At 40.3% G+C, this 20230-nt stretch carries 16 protein-coding genes; 4 read left to right on the top strand and 12 right to left on the bottom strand.

All coding sequences use genetic code 11. The features are described from left to right. Window positions 1-35: 35 nt before the first annotated feature. Both B2400_RS00720 and B2400_RS00715 read right to left on the bottom strand, forming a co-directional pair. Window positions 36-1175 carry an alpha/beta hydrolase gene (locus B2400_RS00720; RefSeq protein WP_293930184.1) on the bottom strand — a complete coding sequence of 380 codons (1140 nt, stop codon included), beginning with the start codon at window positions 1173-1175 and terminating at the stop codon, window positions 36-38. A gap of 127 nt (window positions 1176-1302) precedes the next feature. Further along, window positions 1303-1962, bottom strand: a complete 660-nt coding sequence (locus B2400_RS00715) for a DUF6266 family protein (protein WP_293930182.1) — start codon at window positions 1960-1962, stop codon at window positions 1303-1305. 306 nt (window positions 1963-2268) lie between these two features. Here B2400_RS00715 and B2400_RS00710 point away from each other — a divergent pair, with 306 nt between their 5' ends. From B2400_RS00710 to B2400_RS00700, 3 genes are all read left to right on the top strand, one after another. Beyond that, window positions 2269-5406 (top strand): DUF6493 family protein, encoded by a 3138-nt coding sequence (locus B2400_RS00710; protein ID WP_293930180.1) that lies wholly within the window; start codon window positions 2269-2271, stop codon window positions 5404-5406. A 4-nt stretch (window positions 5407-5410) separates the two neighbouring features. Continuing rightward, window positions 5411-6745, top strand: coding sequence for an SWIM zinc finger family protein (locus B2400_RS00705; protein WP_286651389.1), 1335 nt, complete (start codon window positions 5411-5413; stop codon window positions 6743-6745). Window positions 6746-6815: 70 nt separating this feature from the next. Continuing rightward, the gene (locus tag B2400_RS00700) at window positions 6816-7001 is read left to right on the top strand and encodes a hypothetical protein (protein WP_149525468.1); all 186 of its coding nucleotides are present in this window, start codon (window positions 6816-6818) and stop codon (window positions 6999-7001) included. Window positions 7002-7053: 52 nt separating this feature from the next. Here the strand turns inward: B2400_RS00700 and B2400_RS00695 are convergent, their stop codons facing one another. Continuing rightward, window positions 7054-7446, bottom strand: a complete 393-nt coding sequence (locus B2400_RS00695) for a hypothetical protein (RefSeq protein ID WP_286651390.1) — start codon at window positions 7444-7446, stop codon at window positions 7054-7056. Between the two features lie 290 nt (window positions 7447-7736). Here B2400_RS00695 and B2400_RS00690 point away from each other — a divergent pair, with 290 nt between their 5' ends. After that, window positions 7737-8621, top strand: coding sequence for an SMP-30/gluconolactonase/LRE family protein (locus B2400_RS00690; protein ID WP_293930177.1), 885 nt, complete (start codon window positions 7737-7739; stop codon window positions 8619-8621). A 13-nt stretch (window positions 8622-8634) separates the two neighbouring features. Here the strand turns inward: B2400_RS00690 and B2400_RS00685 are convergent, their stop codons facing one another. The 9 genes from B2400_RS00685 to B2400_RS00645 all read right to left on the bottom strand — a co-directional run bounded on the left by B2400_RS00685 (window position 8635) and on the right by B2400_RS00645 (window position 19874). Beyond that, window positions 8635-9918, bottom strand: coding sequence for a sensor histidine kinase (locus B2400_RS00685; protein ID WP_149525471.1), 1284 nt, complete (start codon window positions 9916-9918; stop codon window positions 8635-8637). Window positions 9919-10283: 365 nt separating this feature from the next. Beyond that, window positions 10284-11162, bottom strand: coding sequence for a S1 family peptidase (locus B2400_RS00680; RefSeq protein ID WP_286652464.1), 879 nt, complete (start codon window positions 11160-11162; stop codon window positions 10284-10286). A 21-nt stretch (window positions 11163-11183) separates the two neighbouring features. Further along, window positions 11184-12578: a TlpA family protein disulfide reductase gene (locus tag B2400_RS00675; RefSeq protein ID WP_286652465.1), complete on the bottom strand. Its 1395-nt coding sequence runs from the start codon at window positions 12576-12578 to the stop codon at window positions 11184-11186. Between the two features lie 13 nt (window positions 12579-12591). Beyond that, complete coding sequence (locus B2400_RS00670) at window positions 12592-14001, bottom strand: RagB/SusD family nutrient uptake outer membrane protein (protein ID WP_286652466.1); 1410 nt, start codon at window positions 13999-14001, stop codon at window positions 12592-12594. Continuing rightward, window positions 14001-14264, bottom strand: a complete 264-nt coding sequence (locus B2400_RS00665; protein ID WP_286652467.1) for a hypothetical protein — start codon at window positions 14262-14264, stop codon at window positions 14001-14003. Before B2400_RS00665 ends, B2400_RS00670 begins: the two co-directional genes overlap by 1 nt. Window positions 14265-14531: 267 nt before the next feature. Next, window positions 14532-16766, bottom strand: a complete 2235-nt coding sequence (locus B2400_RS00660; protein ID WP_293930174.1) for a hypothetical protein — start codon at window positions 16764-16766, stop codon at window positions 14532-14534. 3 nt (window positions 16767-16769) lie between these two features. Beyond that, on the bottom strand, window positions 16770-17888 hold the full coding sequence (locus B2400_RS00655) for an STN domain-containing protein (RefSeq protein ID WP_286652469.1): 1119 nt from the start codon (window positions 17886-17888) through the stop codon (window positions 16770-16772). 209 nt (window positions 17889-18097) lie between these two features. Beyond that, window positions 18098-19276: a FecR family protein gene (locus B2400_RS00650; RefSeq protein ID WP_286652470.1), complete on the bottom strand. Its 1179-nt coding sequence runs from the start codon at window positions 19274-19276 to the stop codon at window positions 18098-18100. A 52-nt stretch (window positions 19277-19328) separates the two neighbouring features. Further along, a complete protein-coding gene (locus B2400_RS00645; RefSeq protein WP_286652471.1) occupies window positions 19329-19874 on the bottom strand; it encodes an RNA polymerase sigma factor in 546 nt (181 codons plus the stop codon). Between the last annotated feature and the right edge of the window lie 356 nt (window positions 19875-20230).

Raw genomic sequence — 20230 nt, 5'->3', positions numbered from 1 at the left:
CGGGATTTATATTCATTTTTTAATATTGCTCTGATTTATTTGCTCTTCATTTGTAAGCTCCAATAATCGAAAAAAGGAGGGAAGGCCAATTGCCAATGGGCAGCGCCATGTTTACCATGCTCGTTGATATCCATGAAGATTGTGCCCTGATAATTCTTCGTCAGAAACTCTACATATTTCTCCAGCTCTTTCTTCATGTCGTTTTCTTTGGTATTTCTATCGAATCGCTTTTCCTTACCGCCGACGTAGAAATAAAAAGTTTGACTTTTATAATCATCGGCACGCTTGAGCATTTGCTGCAACGTTTTCAAGTAAAGTGGTTCTTCATCCATCCAAATAGAAGGGGAAAAAGATCCGATGGTGCCAAATATTTCCGGATAAAGTATCCCTGCGTAGATACTGATAAGTCCCCCAATCGAACTGCCAAGCATTGCGGTATGTTTACGATCGTTGAGCGTTCGATAATGCTCATCAATATAAGGTTTCAGCTCGTTAACAATGTCGTCTAAGTAAAGCTGACCTTTAGGGTTTTTGATTTCATCGGTCGCCGATAGCATATATTCTTCTGCTCGAAGATCAAAGTTTGCTGCATGGTAAATAGCAACAACGATGGCATCATGCTCCGAATCATCAATCGTATTATCTACTTTCCATTCCACCGGACCGGATCGGCCCACTGAGGTTGCCTCATCAAATAGGTGCTGTCCGTCATGCATATAGATAACGGGATAGCGTTTATCCGACGTTTTATAATCTTTAGGCAGGTAAATTAATATCTTTCGATGTACATTTAAATTCGGAAAGTAAAAATGCTCATCCAATATATTGACCTGCTCGCTCGCCGTACTCGCTGGATAGTCATCTCGCCAGCCTTCAATCGTCAACTCCAATTCAGACTCCTTCGAGTGGTTTATCCATGCTGCCGGAGCAAGCTGTCCACTTGCATCTGCAAAAAGGGTTTTAAAACTTCCACGCGATAATTTAAGCTCATGCTCGCCAGCTTTGACATCCTCCAAGGTATAATTTATGGTGCCACCTTTTTCGGGAATCGTACCTATCAATACATGCTCCTCCGACCAATTATTGAAAGTTCCGGTCAAGTATAATTTTTCACCGACGTGCTTTTCATCCGTATTGATGATGCGAAGATGTAAGGGGAAGTAATGTTTCGTCATTCTCTTTAAGTTTTAGCAGTATAGGGGCTATGCATTAGCTATCTAACTGCTTAATTTAGAGAGTTTAGGCCATATTAACGAAAGATGGAACTACTTTTTGACGAAACCCTGATAATGAATCCCCGCTTTACATCTCTATGGCGCCAACATATCGGCTATTGGTACTTCGAATTGGTATCTCGATGGAAGCAAAAGCAATGTAAATATGATGCACGATGGTGGTATCATAGCTTAATATGTTCAGGGGCTCTTCCATTTCTTGCATAGGATTTCCAGCACTAAGCCCTTGCACATTCCAACTATCCAGGTCACTTGGAATAATCAAAATGTAGGTGTGCATTTGATGTCCCTTTAAACGAAGCGCCATTTCATCATCGAGCTGCCAGCGGAGCGTCAATTGTTTGCTCGCTCGGTTTAACGAAAAGGAGATTTCCTTGATAGGGTCTGGCATATCTCGGCTAAAAGCCAAATTGTTCCAATCAATAAACGCCTCCTCCTTATGGCTCTTAACGGCATTTCGAAGGTTGTAAGACATGGCGCGATTGTATGCCGTACCATTCCCTGCACCAAACTGAAAGCCGAATTTCACAAACTGCAGCATTCGGATGACATATTGCTGTACGAGTTTGAATTTGATACGCGTCATTTGCACAATTTCCGAGCTATTTTTTTCGATACGTCGAGCGGGAGCCGTTCTGACATAACTAATACCATTGCGCTCGTAGAAGACTACATTCCCAACTTTCCCGGAGATATTGCCATTTATACCATTTTTTGCTCTTGCCATGTTTTTAATTGTTTTAATTTATTTTCCTTTAAATTAATGATATGGAATAAATTCAGGTTTAACGAATTGTCAAGCCTATATTAACCCCAATCATTCCCCTTCCGAAGCGATTCTCCATTGGTTCTGAAAGGGTTTTGAAAGGGCTTTGTATTGGGATTGAGTAGAAGGAGAGGTAAAGAAAAACAGATTAGATCCTGTCCTATTCTTGTAGCTGATTGAGGTTATAATAATGTTAAGGATTTGAATATGCTTGTGTTTACCTCTTTTAATTCATATTTTAATATGTATTATAAACTTCTGAAACTTATGTTTAAGCATCTAAAATATATTGACGGTACGTCGGATAAATTCTGGGAAATACAGACTTCCGGGAATAGCCATACGGTGACTTATGGTCGGAACGGCACCGACGGACAATCAAAGACAAAAACTTTCGATACGGAGGAGGCTTGTTTATCAGATGCGGAGAAACTAGTTCGCGAAAAAACAAAGAAAGGCTATTCGGAAGATGGGACTGTGGATGTGCAAAAGGCTGTGCAAAAAGATGGGAAGCCTATTGCAAAGACATCTTCGCAACAGCGAAAAGAAGAGGTTTTGGAAGCCTTTCGCCAACTAATAAAACATCCGCAAAACGACGCGGTGTTGCCGTTTTTACAGGAATATGCGAAGGGTAATTTAGAATTGTTAAAAAAGGAGATTCGCAGCGCGAAGCGTTTTTATGCATCCTTTGTCAACTTGGATAAGGAGCCTGAGTATAGGCAGCATAACAGCTATTCTTGGGGTCAACGCGGGACGAAGCAGCAGATACGTGTAATTAATCTTTTGGCGTTGGGTACCTTCAGTTTAACGGATACGAATTCATGGCCCGAGTTTGTCGAGCTATTGAACACGACAAAGGATCCGCAGGTTGCGGCGGTATTAGCATGGGCGCAGCCAGATTGGTTATCAGATTATTTAGCGCAGCAATTGCAGCGCAACGACTGGTTGAGCATCCGATACGATAGTTTGCGCGCGTGGGAACGTAGAGGATTGATGCATTTCAATTCGGAAGTGTATGTGAGCGCGGTGACCTACTTCCCGGAAGCAGTGAATGATGCTGCAAATATCGATCGGTATATAGAAGAATTCTGTTCGGACGACATTTCCGTAAAGCGCGATGTTTCACTGGTTTTTGAATATCCGTCAAATATCAGTACAGTCGCTTACAAGTGGGATTATAGTCGTAATGATAATCAATTGCTCTGGCATGTGGTTTTTCAAAAACTAGTGGCGGAGGGCAAAATTGATCGTGACTTTTTGATCAATAAGTCTTTGGAGATTCAAACAAAAAGCTGGAACAATGTGCAGAAGAGCTTTTTCCGAGAGATGCTCCTACAAATGGCTTTCGATGAGACAGAACTTATAAAATATCAACATAGTATTTTCCCTATGTTCCATACGGAAGAGACTGGTCCGATAAACTTCGCGATTAATTTGTTGAAGCCTGTTTTAGCGCATCCTGAATTCGATCGAGGAGAATTTCTAAGTTGGATAAGCCCTATTTTCATGCGTACAGATTTGAAAGGTGCTGTAAAGACTTTGATGATTCAATTGGATAAGGTATTGAAGGATTATCCCCAATTTAAAGAGCAGGTCAATCTATTGGCTGCTGATACGTTTATGATACCAGACTTGCAATTGCAGGATCGGGCAACTAAATTTATTCTGAAACATCAAGAAAAACCTTCGGATGCCTTGGCAGATAAACTTGCTATGTATTCCGGTCAGATGTTAGGTTCGAATGCGCAAGATTTGAAGTCTTTCATGGGGGATACGTTGGAGTACTATACTGAGGAGGATATATTATCGACTTTGTCTGGTGGAGAGTTGGAGAGTTATGTCTATTCGCCTGATCCGACGGTAAAGCTTGATGAAGAAATCTCCGTACCGTCGGAATGGAATGATATTCTATTTCAATTGGGGAAAGTGCTACATTCTAAGGATCCTATTGAAATGGAGGTTTTGATGAATGCTTGGACACTGCACTTTCGAGACTTCCCGGCGGATTATAAGCAACAATTAGCACCTTATTTGAAGCAACTGCGGGATACCTATTCGGAGTCTCATTGTTATCAGATTTTTTCGCATATATTCTATAGCCATCAAGAGAATAGCGCAAAAATATATGTGTACCAAAATAAATATGCGAAGACGCTTTCTCTAGTTAATTTAATGAACGATCAGATGCAAATGTGGCAGGAGCGATGGCGAGATGGTATCCGTTTGGAGGCATTAAGCCTACCTACACATAAGCCGTTTTGGATTGCTCCGCATGTGCTGGTTGATCGGATCATAGCGCATGAAAAAGCGAAGGTTCCGTTGAACTTGATCGATTTGGCGATTGCATTGAGTAGAGCGCCGAAAGAACAGTTAGCTGGTATTGAAGAAAAAATTGAAAGAATAGAGGCGAAGGAGATTGTTTCGATATTAAATTATGCTTTTGGATTGAGTGATGAAATCAGTGTCAAAAAGTCGAATTGGTTTGGGAAAATAATGGATAGTAATTCGGACGAGAAGAATTTACTGTTAGGCATATGGGCGACGATTGCTCGCATCAGTGATCCCGACGGTGTTTTTTCAGTATTTGAAAACTCTAGCATTGCTAACGCGCCCACTGTTATTGCGCCTTTTGACCCTAAACTGTCCATCAAACCACACTATGTTCAGCAATACAATTATCATCAGAAAGTTCACGAGCCATTTTTAGTTGGTAATGAATTAATCATTGAGTTTCCTGTATTTAAAGCTTATCCCAAGACCTTGCTCGCTGGTTTAGATCTTTTTTCGCGTGGTTCGAATCAGTACCTTGGTTATTACGCCAGTGATTTGGATGTTCGATACGTACATAGCTTATTGGCGCAAAATTCAGATAGTATGGCGATTTTGTACACCTATGCCTATAACCGAATGGCAATTTGGGGGACGAAAGACACGAAAGCATTTTTGGAAGAGATGCTATATCCGTTTTATATTATTCGGGATCATTCGGCACTCTATATTGCCAGCAGTTTTTTCAGTGCTGACAAAACCGTACGTGCGGTCTGCGTTGAATTGTTTATTCAAGCTGTCGAGCAGAATCGCTTTCCTGTAGATCTCGTGGCGAAGCATTTACTGTTTTTAATGAACGGCGAATACGGCCCGATTGGGCGTTTAGCAGATGTGTTGGAACAAAGCAAGGATGTATCGGCAAAACATAATCAGGCCTTATTGGCTTTATTGCTAGCCGTTTTGAAAGATTTGGAAATCAAGGAAAAGATGCCTATCAACTTGAAGAAACTTGTGGAGCTATTGTACGATTTGCAGCAGAAAAACAATGTAGAGTTAACTGAGGAATTGCAGGTTTCATTTAAGCGATTTGAAGCTTATAAATCCCTTCAACCTCTACTTAAAAAGATATTAAAATAAGATTATGGCAACTGTAGATTTTGATATAGCCTATAAGGGCAGTTCGGTACTTACGCAGCAATCGGGTATTCAGCGCTTGGTGCTATCACATCAGGCGGAGATAAAAGAGGTAAACGAAGTGCCTTGTTTTTTCTGGGGAAGTTTAACAGACCCACTGACCACGGCAAAATGTCTGATGACCTTATCGAAGGTGGTGCGCTCTAGTTTTGGGCCGATTCCTGCGAGTCTTCGTGATCCTATTGTTTCTGCAGGCACTGACCAGATTCGTTTCGAGGGTTTTTCCTCATGTAATGGTGTTTATGCACGTTTAGACTTGTTGGAAGACGCGATCGATGGGGAATTCCTTGCTAGCGGAACCACCAATGTTGATTTTAACGAACCGATGTTGAACGCTTTAAATGGCGTCAAGAAAACTGAAAAGATGGTGTTGGGTGTTGGCAGCAAGGAAGTGTCGATCAGTACCGATAAGGGCAAGGTGGTAGAGAAGAAGGTGCGTTTACCGGAACGTTGGATTAAGGGTTTAACTTCAGTGCAGCTGTATTTAGCGGGGATGGAGGAAAAGTTTAGGTTAAACAAGGTTCAGGTGGTGCAACTTTTTCAGAGCATTCCGCGCGGTAATGTGAAAGGGGAGTTTTTTCTGCATCAGCGTGCGAACCGATTTGTGCTGAGTCCAATTGCTAACAAAGACTCCGTTCGGATTGGCGGCATACAACGCCTACGTTTGTTGGAAGGGATCTTGCCATATATCGACAACATGACGGTTTACCAGGAGCTTGGAGGAGAGAGTTGTTCGGTCGTGGCAGATTTTAAGAATATGCGCTTGACATTGGCACTTTCACCGGATAATTATCGTGGTTTTTCAGGTGAGGGAAATGTATTGGAGAATATGATACAGGCTGTTCCGGACGAATGGGTAATGGGTGTCAATTCCTTGTTAAAGTCTAATGAATTATTTGATCCTACGATGCTTTCTATTGAGCATGATGTGGATTTTGCGACGATGGATAGCTTAACGGCATCGCTATCGTCTGTCGGACTTCTAGGCTATGATCTACATAGCCATCAGCATTACTACCGTCGCTTGCCTTTTAAAATGGAGCGTATTCTATCTTTAAACCCGCGATTAAAGAATGCAAAGAAGTTGCTTGCGACTGAAGGTGTTGAGATTGTAAGGAATACGGGAGATTGTATTGAGGCGCGCGTAGCGGGCACAGATGTAATCCATACGGTAATCATTCAAGGAGAACAGAGCCGATGTACTTGTAATTGGTTTACGAACCATCAGGGCAAGCGTGGTCTTTGCAAGCATATCCTTGCCGTTAAGATGCTTAATAATTAATACAGAACTTTTTTATGCTTTTGATTGTTTTATAGTTGACATCGATGGTTGAACTAAAAATCAAAAGAAGATGAGTACAAATCAAAATCAAGGAAAGACAAAGAACCCGGCTAGCCATGCTATTCAGAACAAGCCTGTTCAGAATAAAGATAATTTAGATAGCAGAGAGCATGAGGAGAATGCGTTCAAAGGCGAAGACATTACGCACAATAAGAAAGAAAAGAAAAGCGAAAATAAGCAGCAGAAGGACGAGTAGTAATAATAGTTTAAAGGCGGTATTTCTTAATTGAATACCGCCTTTACTATGTTTAATATAGGCTAAGACTCGTAACTAATATTTTTCCTTGGGATACAGGACTTTCTTTGACGACTTTTCCGTCAATAAGTATTTGTGCTTTTAATGTTGATTGGTCGCTTGGTCCTGAAGCCGTTGCATTGATCATCGTATGAATTCCGTCGTTTTCTACCTCATGGCTTGTCCATTCAGCGCCGAAGTTTCCAGAGCGCGTTGCGATTGTGTTGTTTTCATAGAATACGATGGATGTAATGTTTACACCCGATGAGCCAACGATACGGTAGGTGGCTTTTACATTTCCTGTTTGAGGAATAACAGGATCGTCATTATCGCTGCAACTAGCTATAAAGATTATAGAGATGAAAGCGAAGATAGATGCGTAAATAATTGATTTGAATGTTTTCATGCTTAAAGATAGCGAAGAGGGGATGGAAAGGCTTGTGTTATTCAGGGGGAATGTGGAGGTATTAAATGGGAATTTTGGAAAGATTAACTTGGGGGAAAATAAGTGAGTAAAATATTTAGTTTAATTGAAAAAGTAGGTATTGTCCCAATGGTTTTCGATTAATTTCCTTATTTTCAGTCTACAATCAAACTAAACTACACATGAGACTACTGATTCTAATTTCTATACTTTCTCTTTCTATGTCTTATAATTTTGCGCAGACCACAAAGATAGAAATCCTAAAGCCGGGGATGCAGAAAATAATAAGTGCAAAGGCTATTATTGAAAATCTTGGTGAGGGCATGGTTTGGGCGGAGGGTCCAGTATGGAATAATCGTGGCAATTATCTTTTGTTCAGTGACCCTCGATTAAATACGATTTACAGATGGGATAAAGAAGGTGGGCTGCGACCATTCATAAAGCCGTCAGGATATGAAGGGGCTGAATGGTATAGCGACGAACCTGGTACAAACGGTCTTCTAATCAATAAAGAAGGGGATCTGATTGCCTGCGATCATGGTAATCGTCGAATTACAAAGATTAATCTTTCGACAAAAGAGAAAACAGCCCTTGTAAGCAAATGGGAAGGAAAGCGTTTCAACTCTCCGAATGATCTTTGTGAGCATCCGTTAGGATATTATTTTTTCACAGATCCTCCATACGGTCTTCCGGGGCGTTTGAATGACACAAGCAATAGAGAAATTGCTCAGAACGGTGTATATAGGGTTAATAAAACGGATAATTCAGTCGAGCAGGTTATCAATAATCTTGCACGTCCGAACGGTATTGCGGTCAATGCTGATGGCAGCAAGCTATATGTCGCTTTGAGCGATGATGCTAAACCCTACCTAATGGTTTATGACTTGGAGAATGCAAACATCAAGGGCGAGGGTAGAATTTTTATTGATTTTGAAAAAGCGTTTCCTGCGGAAAAAATACGTGCCGATGGGATTAAAGTCGATAGAAATGGGAATGTGTTTGCTGCGGCGGGCGATGGTGTTGTTGTTATCGGTACTGACGGTATAGCGATAGGGAGAATTCGTTCAGGCATTCGTACAGCAAACTGCGCATTCGGTGCTGATGGTTTCCTTTATATGACCGCTAGCGATCGGTTGCTTCGTGTAAAACTGAAATAATCGCGATTGTTCCTTACTTAGGGAATTGAATAAGAAAGGTTGTTCCGACCTTTTCCTGACTATGGACTTTGATTGCGCCATTATTAGCCTCCACCAATTCCTTCACTAGAACAAGACCCAATCCAGTTCCTTTTTCACCAAACGTGCCGTAACTTGGTTCACCAACACCTTGAAAAAGGTTTTGGATTTGGGATTCGGACATTCCTTTTCCTTCGTCCTTTATACAGAGCTCTACAGCAGAAGGAGCTTCCTTTGTCGAAATCAAAATATTAGTTCCCGAATGGCTAAATTTTATAGCGTTGTCGAGTAGGTTGCGAAGAACGATACTAATCTGTATCGGATCGGCAACAATACTCGCCGAGGGATGAATTTCCGAAATGATTTTTATTCCTTTCTCCGAACGGCGTACTTCGAATGATTCCACAGCATTCAAAATTAAATTATGCAAAAGAATTTTATCTTTTTTTGGCTGTATTCCGCCCATGTTCATTCTACTCCATTCTAGCAGGTTGTCTAAATTTGACCTTAGGCTTTTAAGTTGTTTATTGACGAGCAGGAGCGAATTCTCTCGATTTTCTGTTTCAATTTTTTCGTTGGCAATATAATCCATCATCATGGAGGTGGCTTGAAGCGGAGAATGTATATCGTGCGCAATTACCGCAAGAAGATGCTTTAAATCATTGTTGAGCTGTAAGATCTTTAGACTTTGCTCCTTGATATGATCTTGATACTTATTTTGAATAGATTGATGGTACAGCACTAATGCGGTTAGAAATAGCAAGCCTAATGCAGAATTTAGAATTAATCGGTCTTTGCCAACATCCTCCATAAAAGGAAACTGGTAGACGTAAAACTTTGGGATTAATACCGCTAAAGAAACCAATACGAAGACGCTTATTTTGGTACGCTTCTGTTTAAATACTAATAAACCGATGGTAAGTACAATGATTAAATAATATTCGGTTGTGTTGGGCGATATTAGATTCACCGAGATTAACACAAATGCAAAGACGATGAGAATCCAACTTTTTGCTATTTGGTGTTTCTGCTGTCCATTTAATCGGAAACAATACAAGATGCTCGCTACGCAAATGAAATTGAGGATGCCAATAAATGGGAAATGGATGATGTTGTATAAACCATATATGAATATAATAATGGTGCTGAACAATGCGATTGTATTCACCATCTTGATCTCTTTGCGCAAGAGAAAGCTGATATCATCAGACACGCCCGTTAGAATGATGCGCTCGTAAAGCTCACTGATTTGAACTATAACTTTTCGTAAAAAGTTCATAAAATATTATTTGCTAATAAAATGGTTTTCCACCCTCGTGTCCTTGTAGCTAGTGAGCGACAAAGTTATCTATTTTAATCCATGTTTATTCATAATGGCATCTATTTGATTCAAAAATGACAGAGAACAAAAAAGTCGAAGCATGCTTCGACTTTTTTGTTATTATTTAGTAATAGTGTAGTAAACTTGTTTAAGGATTTAGCAGACCTTTAATTGTGCTAACGGGAATAGTTTCTTCGATTCTTTATTGTCTTTTGCAAAATGACTAAATCCTACACTAAAGTCATTTATTAGAGGATTTTTACAAACAAAAGAAGCCGTCATCAGACAGCTTCTTTCATTTCGGATTTATTAACAATTAGGTGTTACTCACTGATTAGTGCTTTGATGACACTTACCGGAATGGTCTCTTTAATGACCATTTGTAAGTTCTTTTGATTTGCTTGGTCGTAATAAAATGATTTTGTTAATGACACCAAGCCTGCGATGTTTCCTTTATTATCGATGATTGGTCCTCCGGATGATCCTGCAGCGAAGTCTGCAGTGATTTCCATCTTTCTGCTGAAAATACCACGGTCTCCAAACTCCGTAAGACGTGCAACTTTTCCTGAGGAGAAGTAGTAATGTAAGCTACGAGGGTGGGAGAGTACGTGGACCTCAGCACCTGTTTTAGAATCATTCCCTAATGCAAAGGGCTTAATCTTCTGGCCATTCAGATCCACTTTGAGAATGGCGATATCGGCTTCCTTAGCGAATGTTACGACCGAGTCGATATGGAACAGTTCGCCAGCATGGTTGGCCATCATCAGTTTTACTTGCTTATCAACTTTTGCTGGATCGCCTACTCCTAAACCTAATTCATCGACCATATGGTTGTTGATTATGAAATAGCCGTCTTCCGAGATTGGAAACGCAGTTCCTGCGCCGTTGATTTTCCATTTACCTTCTTTATCCTTGTAAATCTGTACAAACATAAATACAGAAGGATAGCGTTGTTCGAATACTTCCTCCGCACTTAAGGCTTTATTGGAAGGAGGTAGTACTTTTATCTTTACTTTCTTCTTTTCCTGCACCAAATGGAAATTCTTGAACATATTCTCCAACTTCGTAGCGTCAAATGATGCCGCGTTTGCTCTAGATTCCATCTGCTTAACGAGGTTGACAGAATTGATATATTCCTGTCCCGTTGCGGCGCTAGAAAAGAATGCCATTCCAATGAACAGCACAAGTTTATTCAGTTTCATTAGCTTCAGATTTAAAATTTCTTAGTCTTTCCGATCATCGATTGTAGTTGAACAACTGCCGCCTCTTCGCCACCACTGAAGCCAGCAGCTACAAAAACGGATTACTCCGTTTTTGTCGACAACATACTTTTGTGGAATCCCTCGCACTTTAAACGCTTCGGCTGCTTTAAACGACCCATCATCTTGCTTGTTATCCATGTAAAGATCCATGTCGTAGTTATTGTCTTTGAAATATTTAACCGCCTCCGCTAACGATCCTTCTGATCTTCCCCAAGTATGGATAAAAAGGAATGCCACATCTTTATCTTCTTTATATAGGTTGGCAGTACGCTGCATCGCTGGAAGAGACTTTTTACACGGTCCACACCACGTCGCCCAGAAGTCTATTACAATCGTTTTTCCTCTAAAATCGGCGATACTGACTTTGTTTCCTTTTGTATCTAATACTTCGAAATCCGGAACTTGCTGCGTAACTGAATATTTAACGATATCTTTTTCAACGGCATCATTTAGATTTTTTTCAATCTCAGCAATATAAGCCTGGGCATCCTTTTTATAGACTTTTTCGTATGCAGTCGCTAATTGTTGTTTTAGCTCGATGGTACCTTTTCCTTGCTTTACTAATGCATCGACAATAGGGAAGGCGTCTTCATATTGTTCTTGTTTGAATAATAGCCCCAGATAATATAACTGTTCCTCAGGCATTGATTCAATTGGGATTTCATAAGCTTTTCTCGCAACGGCTAGCGCTTCAACCGTATTTCCTTGCTTCTGCAAAAGTCGGGAGTAAGCGTATTCCATATCTTGGAAAATAGGCACATAGTTCTGGTTATTTATTTCCGCAGCGCTAAGATTTTTCGCTCTCCATTTTGCTTCAGACTTCAAATAACCTTCCAATAAATCGGATTGATGAAACTCCATATACCGTGCTGTATTTAACGCAGCGGTGATGCGTTGCAATGTTTTTTTAATTTTATTGACGTAAGCAACAGCCTCCGGTAAACTTGCTTTCTGCTTCGAAAAGGCAATACCTGCAGATAGATAAGCATCGTCCAAGAACTCTTTGTCATATTTTTGCTCGAAGCTTGCGACGCTATCCTTCACCTCTTTGAGGTCTTTCAACTCTGCTATACTGCGGACCATACTGATTGATCCCGCGCGACCATAGGGATAAAGCGTAGGCATGAGCGCGGATACAGAATCATATCGAGTATAATCTCTCTTCTCTGCGTAATAATTTATGACAGTGTAAATTCCTTTTTCGTTCGCATGAATAAGTGAATCGAGTTTATGTTCGAGTATTTTTTTGTCTTGAATCTTTAAAAGTGATTCTACGGTTGTACCCTTCTCTTGGCTATGCGCATTGCTTGCCAAGGTCGCTAAAAAAGCAACAGAGCAAATAGTTAAGATTTTCATTTTTCTTTCGTTTTTATTTAGTGCGTAGATTAGGATTGAACGCTAATACTTTTGGCGTTAAAGGGATTGTTAAAATAGGGGAGTTGCTCTCTATTTCTTTCATTACTTTGCCGTCATCATCCCAACGTGTGATCTTTATTGTTTTTTTATCGGCAATGTATAGACGCTTCAGATCTAAAAGTCTGCTGCCAGCAACAAAAGCAAGTTCGCGACGTCGCTCTTCTAAAACCGCGCTCAGCACTTCTTGGGCTGTCGTGCCTGTTAGAGCCTCATAGTCTTCTTCATAAAATCTGTTTTGACGTATCTTATTGATCAATGCTAAGGGTTCGGCGGTCTGTCCCGCGCGCGCGCCACATTCAGCAGCAATCAACATCATTTCCGCAACTGTGATACTGTTTCTAAAGCGAAGAATCGCTCCCGATGCAGAACGTCGGGTTTTGTAAGTATCATAGATCCAACCTTCTTGGAAGAAATTATCTGCTCTTAAGTCATAATTGATGAATAAGCTCTTCAATTGTTTAGAAAGAAGAAATGACCCCGATATCTTTGAAAGATACGTAGTGTCTTCTGCAACTTTGGCGAAGATAATTTCTGGATGATTCTTTAAATCCAATAACATCTCCGGAAAACCGTTGTCGAATTCCTCAGCTTCCTCGTAGTTGAGCATCTCATTTTTGACAGCCAATACTTTTTCCGCATATTCCTTCGCTTTTGGAAATTCTCCTTTTTGCAAATACATTTTCGAGAGGACAGACATTGCGGCTAATTTCCCCGGATGCAACAAATCACTACCCTCATCTTGAAGTGTGTTGGAGTTAATGGCATCCAATATGTCGCTTTCTACGAGCTGGTATATTTCTTCCACCGATGCGCGACTTGGAAGCTGGTTTGGATCTAAATTTTTGATCAATGGAATTGCTAAATCAGTCTTTGCAGTGGATGGATTGTAAGCTGGGCCATAAAAGCCTACTAATTGAAGATAGAAATAGGCACGATGTATCTTAGCAATAGCAATTAGCTTTGCTTTCTGTTCTTCAGTCGCATCGATTGCGAGAGGAAGATCGTTGATGACCAAGTTCGCATTCGCAATATTAGCATACAGCCCGGTGTACAGATTATCAACGTCATTAGCGGTCCAAAAATCCTCATTCAATAAATAAGCATTCTTATAGCTGAAATCAGTTGCAATATTGTCTAACCAATACGTCCAGATGTAAACATTGTCGGTTAGCATTTCTGCAATATCATAGTTCGCGTTGGTAAAGCTGATGTTGTTCAGTACCTCTTCGAAGTCTTTATATTGCTTTACAGACAAGTTGCTTCCTGTTTCAGGATTGATGTCGAGGTATTTGGAGCAGCTAGTCAATAGCTGCATTCCAAATACAAAGAATAATAATTTATATACGATAGATTGTTTTCTCATTATAAAACGGCATTTAAAGTGAATGAAAATTCCATTGGCATTCTTGGCATTAACAAACCGGTTGTAGACATTGATCTCGGATCATAACCGTATTTATTCTTCGCTTTGAACCAAACATTGTTCGCTTGAACTGATAATGAAAGTTGTTTTAGCTTCATTGCTTCCAGTGTTTTGTTCGGGAAGAAGAAACCTACTTGGACTTCTTCTAAACGAATGGCGTTCGTAGAAAGGATAGAGTTCGTCGAATTTTGAGTAATCAGCAATCGGTTGTAATCGTATTAACGGATCACTGGAATATCTGTTTTTGCTTCATCTCCCGCTTCTTTCCAACGATTTGCTATATCTGCGTTATACTCATACTCGCCAGATGGTGCCGGTTTATATTTACGGGCAACCGCTCCGCCTTGCCAGTTTAAACGCGTGCGGATAAAGAAATTATGGATGTCGAAAGTCTGTGTGAATGAACCGGTATGAGGAGGAATCGTAACACCACTATAAACTAGGGCTGACTCTTCTGCGGCTTTAACTTTCTAACCATTTCCATTGATAATCGTTGGGTCTCCTTTTTCGTCAAGACCTCCCCAGTTATAGCTCCATAAGGCGTTTGTGCTGTAACCATTGCGTTGCGCAGTTAAATAGGTCATATCCGGAAGATATCCCAATTCAGGAACCTCAACATTCGTCAATGTATTGTGTGCAGCAATAACGTTCATTTCCCATGCGAAGTTTTTCTTTCTGATGAGTTTCATAGTACCCATCAACTCGAAACCTTTAGACTTCATCGTATTCATCACATAACGGTTATTCATCCCCGTTGCCGGGTCAGGTCTATTGAATGCATCAATTACTAAACCGCTCGTGTTGCGATCATAATAACGTAAATCAAAGTGTAAACGTTCTTTAAGTAGCCCCAAATGCATAGAGATATCATGATTGGTAATAGCTGGTGGCAGTTGGTCAAATGTCAGGAAGTTAGGCTGAACTGGTGAATTTGGCAACAGTTGATTCAAGGATAACTGCATCATCAAGTTCTGATACGAATCAAAGTTTTGCAAACTATAGTTTAGCTTGAACGAGCTGAAAAAGTTAGAGGTAAAGAAAAAGTGGCGTTTCACATCGAAGGATACGTCTCCAGACCAGCGAACTTTGTTTTCATTGCTAACATAAGCTCCAGCTGCGACAATCAAATCGCCATCTAGCAAACCTAAATACAAGGTATTCTTTGTATAATTTAGGTTGATGTCGCTCATATTTGTTCTGAGGTAATTGATCAGCTGAATATTATAAAGCTCCCAGTCTGATAATAACTCTCTATTGGTTGACTGCTGCGCAGGAAGTTCCGACGAACGCAAAAGACCTGTTTTGTTTCTGATAACCAATTGCGAGAGGATGCGGTTGGATAAATTGAAATGTTTATGTGAATCCCAATCTGTTTCAATGAATGCATCGTGGAATCCTGCATAATTAGGGTCTCTGCCATAATTTGGCATGAACGCACCATTGTAGTTGAACTTGGTCGATAGAAAGTCCTTATATAGATAACCTAGATTACCACCAATTTTAAGGGTGCGGTTTTGTTGATTCATCGGCTGGAAAATCATATTCAGGCTACTTGTCGACATATATTCTTGGTACAAGTTATTTCCTGTAGCATTAGCCAATGTCAACGTGTCGCCGCCATTGCCTTTACTATCAATGCCGTATAATCTTCTAGATGGATCCTGATCGTAGCGTTCCGAACTTGTCCAGATACTTGCACCCGCCTCAATGCTATGATCATCATTGATCTTTTTCTCGAATGCTAGACCCGTCCTTGCATCAAGTGTTTCATTTTTGCTGCGGCCGATCAAACCATAGTTAGCGAATGGTAACCAATAAGTTATGGTCTTATCGCGATTTAAGATGCTGTACTTATTATAGTTACGGCGACCATCGCTAGAATTGATGTCCGTAAAGTCTAAGCTTTCATTATGTGTATTCTGATACAAGAAACTGTTGATCCAAGTCAGATTATCGGTGATGCGGTAGTTTAGATTCGCAAAACCGGATATTTCTTTACGTTTGCTCTCGTTGAAATTGAGCAATTGATCTTCCAAAAGGTTCCTACCATGATCCTGCAAACCTGAAGCTAGATACTGCGTGTTGAGCTCGGTACGATAGGTATCGCTGTAATCATAAATATAGTCACCGTTTTGATCGAAGAGCAGCTGGTAAGGCGGCAAATTATTGGCACCGGATTTTGGCGTCTTGAATGCACCCGTTTTAAAGCGGAAAAATACTTGTCCCTCGACTTTATTGTCGAATAATCTAAACTGATTGTTGGTGTTTAGATCAAGGTTTGTATTCTTGCTGCCTCTGGTTTCTTGGCGCTGCCCGGTATAAAGTGCGTTGATGTTGTATTTCAATGCAGGGATTGCACCAGATACCGCTAGATTATGCTGTTGCATAAAGCGACCCTGTTGAAGCTCGCGAAGTTGAGAACGGTTGTCGATTGAACGTAGAGAGTCCCAACGGCTATTGAAGGTATCTTCTGAGATATTTTTAACCAGCTTGTCGTATAATAAATTGTAGGCATACGGTACTCTCGTATCCGGAATATTATAAAAAACGAATGGAAGAATGTTCTTTTGATATTGCTCTTGATAGAAATCCAATAAATCGGAAGTATTCGCTAAATCCAACGCCTTCAAGCTATTATCCGGGCGGCCGGATAGATAAATATTTGTAGAGTAATTGATTTCCGGTTTGCCACTTTTTCCGGTCATCGTCTAGATAATAACGACACCATTAATTCCTTGCGGACCATACTTTACACATTCCTCCGGATCACGAATAACTTCAATGCTTTCAACGTTGCTCATCGGCATATTTGCCGGGAAGTCTTTCTGAGGGAAACCATCGATCATAATCAGCATTCCCTTCGTTGATCCTGGAAATACCGATCCACCACGTGATTCTATCTCAATTCCATCTAAAGTAGCTGATTTATTAGCCGATATAGTTTGTCCGCGACCATTGGGAATGCCAGACCAGTCGTTCATTAACTTCCGCTCATAATCTTCATAGGTAGGGAATTCTCGTACGGAAGGATGATTTGTTCTTTTTAGATATTCGTAATTTTCTCTTTCATTCGCGAAGATGCCGCCTGTTCCGCGCCCGCTAATGGTTAATTCCTGACGTGTCTTGACAACTGGTTTTATAAGCACTCCCGGTACTGAACCGTCTAATACCTGGCTTAAGCTCAAGTGTCTACGACGAGATAAGTCTAATTCGACGTTTTTAGGATTTCTATGTTCAACAACTGCTTCTTCTATCTTAAACTCTCTTTTAGATAGAACCAGGTAGGGGTTCTGAATGATTTGAGCGATGCTCATTACCTTTGTTTTATATCCAACACAGGTAATCGTGACGATGTCCGAGCGCGATGGGAAACGCAACGTAAAGTTTCCGTTATCATCGCTGATCGACCCCATTTTGTTACTTTGGATTAAAAATGTAACGCCGCTGACACCTTTTCGACTTACCGAATCGACGACCTTTCCCTTGTATATACCAGGTTGATCTACTTCCGCAGATAGTGCAGTCGTTGTAGTTAAAGCCTTTGGCATAATAACAACGGTAGAGCCGTATATCGAGTATCGAAGTCCCTGTCCGCTCAAGAGTTTAGATAAACTACCCTCAAGTGTCTCATTCCTTAATTCTACACTTATTTTTTTATCGCTGAGCAAGTCGTTCTCATAGATGAACTCCATGCCCGTGATCTTATTGATCCTGTTCAGTGTATTCTCTAACGTTATACTTTTCTCTTTAATGTTAATTTGCGCAATGGTTGATCCGTAAGAAAATGACAACAAAGTCGTCAAAAGGATGGCCATTAGTTTCATCATAAGTAAGCATTTCAAAAGGATCGCTCTAAAATTTAGGGAATAGGCGTCCTTTGAATAATAATTATTATTCATAAATTAGTGGTGGATTATGGTTATTTTACTATTAATAATTCCAGAGCAAAGGAGTCGCAGACCTTTGCTCTTCTTTTTATAATAATGATGGATTAGGTATCATTAGATCATTCTTTTCTCCTTTCTTCGGTTATAGGTTAGTCTAATACAATTATTTTTCCGCCTTCAATTTTGTATCGGTAATTGGTTAAATCGCCAAGAACCTTACACACTTCCTCTAAACTTAAGGCTTTATCTACACCCCCAGTGTATCGTTTATGATTGTATCGCGTTGCTTTAAAATCAATCGTAATTCCATACCATCGAGATATTTCATTTAGAACTTGCCCAATGGACTGATTTGCAAAGAAAAAACGCCCGTCGCGCCATGCAGTAACCGCTGCGATATTTTCGATGTTCGTTTTTCCCATCTTCACACCGTCAGAAATCACTTTCTCACCTGCTTTGATGGCTAACTCCTTTCCTTGGCTACTTACTTTTACTTCACCTTCCAACAGATTAACTTGAGCGTTGTTAGAATAAACATTGACATCGAACTGTGTCCCAATGGCTTGAATTTCCATTTGCTCTGTTTCAATAATGAAAGGACGTTTTGCATCTTTAGCTACATCAAAATAGGCTTGTCCTTTCAATTTTATTCTGCGCTCATTACCGGTGAACTTTGATTGGTAGGTCAATTGCGTATTTGCGTTGACTGACACCCTAGTCCCGTCACTCAAAATCAAACTAATTGTATTCTGATAGGGTACATTTAGTTGATGTGTCGGATTATATGCAGCGTTATTTGATTGTTGATACTTAAGCTCTTTCCCCGTCACTGCCATACCCTCCGGCAAATTGCTGGCATCGTGACCCGATAGCGCATAAGAATCTCCACCATCCACCTGTAAAGTAACAGCACCCGATAGGGGGGGATTATGCGCAGTTTCCACTTTTGAAATTTCTTGGTTCAATGGTTTTTTCTCTTGGGTAATCATCCAAAAGAAGCTGAACAGCATTACAATGCTTGCTGCTGCAGCAACATATTGCCATTTCGAAGGTTTCCTTTTGAAGGGAACGATGTTTTCTTGCAATTCAGTCTCCTGCATACTTTGTTTTGCAAGAACCTTTGACCATTCGTGATCCATATCCAATTTTCGGTAATCAAATGCAGTGTGAATGGTTTCTCTTGCTAATAGCTCGTCAAAATATGACTTCGATGAAGGGTATAGCTCCATTAAGGTCTTCAATTGATCTTCTTCTGCGGTCGATAAGGTTTCGCCTCGCATTAGTCGAGCAATCAATTCTGCTAATTCTATTTTGTCTTTTGCTATCATAATTTGAAACTAAATACCAGAAAACGGTAAGATGGGTGATTGAGAAAGTGAATTATTTTTGAAAAAGCATGTAAGTAGCTGCAAAACAGCTAAATAAAAATATGATACCCATAAGAAATTTCTCTCTTAACATACGAATAGCTCGAGCACGTTGAGTTTTTACGGTATTGATTGATATATCAAATGTGGAAGCGACTTCCTCATAGGACATCCCTTCCAGATACAGCAACTTTGGAATGTGCTGACACCCGACAGGGAGCTCTTCAATATCCTCATGCAGCTGTCCGATAACCTCAGATTCGATAATGCTATTCAATATAGAATCCTCTGATTCCTCTTGGAAAAGCAGGCTCTGATCAATCGCTTTGCTTGAACTTTGACTATTTCGAATATGTTTTAAGGCTAAATTCTTAACGGTAGTGTAGAGAAAAGCTTTTATTACGGATCCTTCAGCAGGGATGGACTCTTGTCGTTGCATCAAAACCACAAAAGCGTCTTGCACCAAATCTTTGGCGTCATCTTCGTTGCCCACCCAACGATAAGCGAACGTCGACAGTCGAACAAAATATTTATCAAAAAGACGCTGATAATCTAACATAAAGCCAATTTGGTTATGATGCTACTTCTTGTTTAGCGTGTGTGTTTTTCAGTGGTATAATTTAAGTTAAAACGGAACGGCAAATAAAAAAGTATAGCTATTATAAAAGCTAGGTAATTGATGTAACCGTAAAAATACGCTATTCTTTGAACTTAACTACCTGTTTCAATAAAAAAGTGATAACAATTATTTCCTGCAAGCTTGGTGAGATGTAGTTAAGGGCAGGGTAGAGACTGCTTCGACATACTCCCAATTCAAACCCATTACAAACCCAATGTATAACCCTTTCATAACCGCTCCGGATTGGGTTTGATTGGGGTTTGATTAGTGTTTACTTAGTAATGCGAATTAAGGGT

Source organism: Sphingobacterium sp. UBA6645 (assembly GCF_002455685.1).
GTDB classification, from domain to species: domain Bacteria; phylum Bacteroidota; class Bacteroidia; order Sphingobacteriales; family Sphingobacteriaceae; genus Sphingobacterium; species Sphingobacterium hotanense.
Note: the sequence above shows the minus strand (reverse complement) of the source record. Positions and strands in the feature narration are given on the sequence as shown.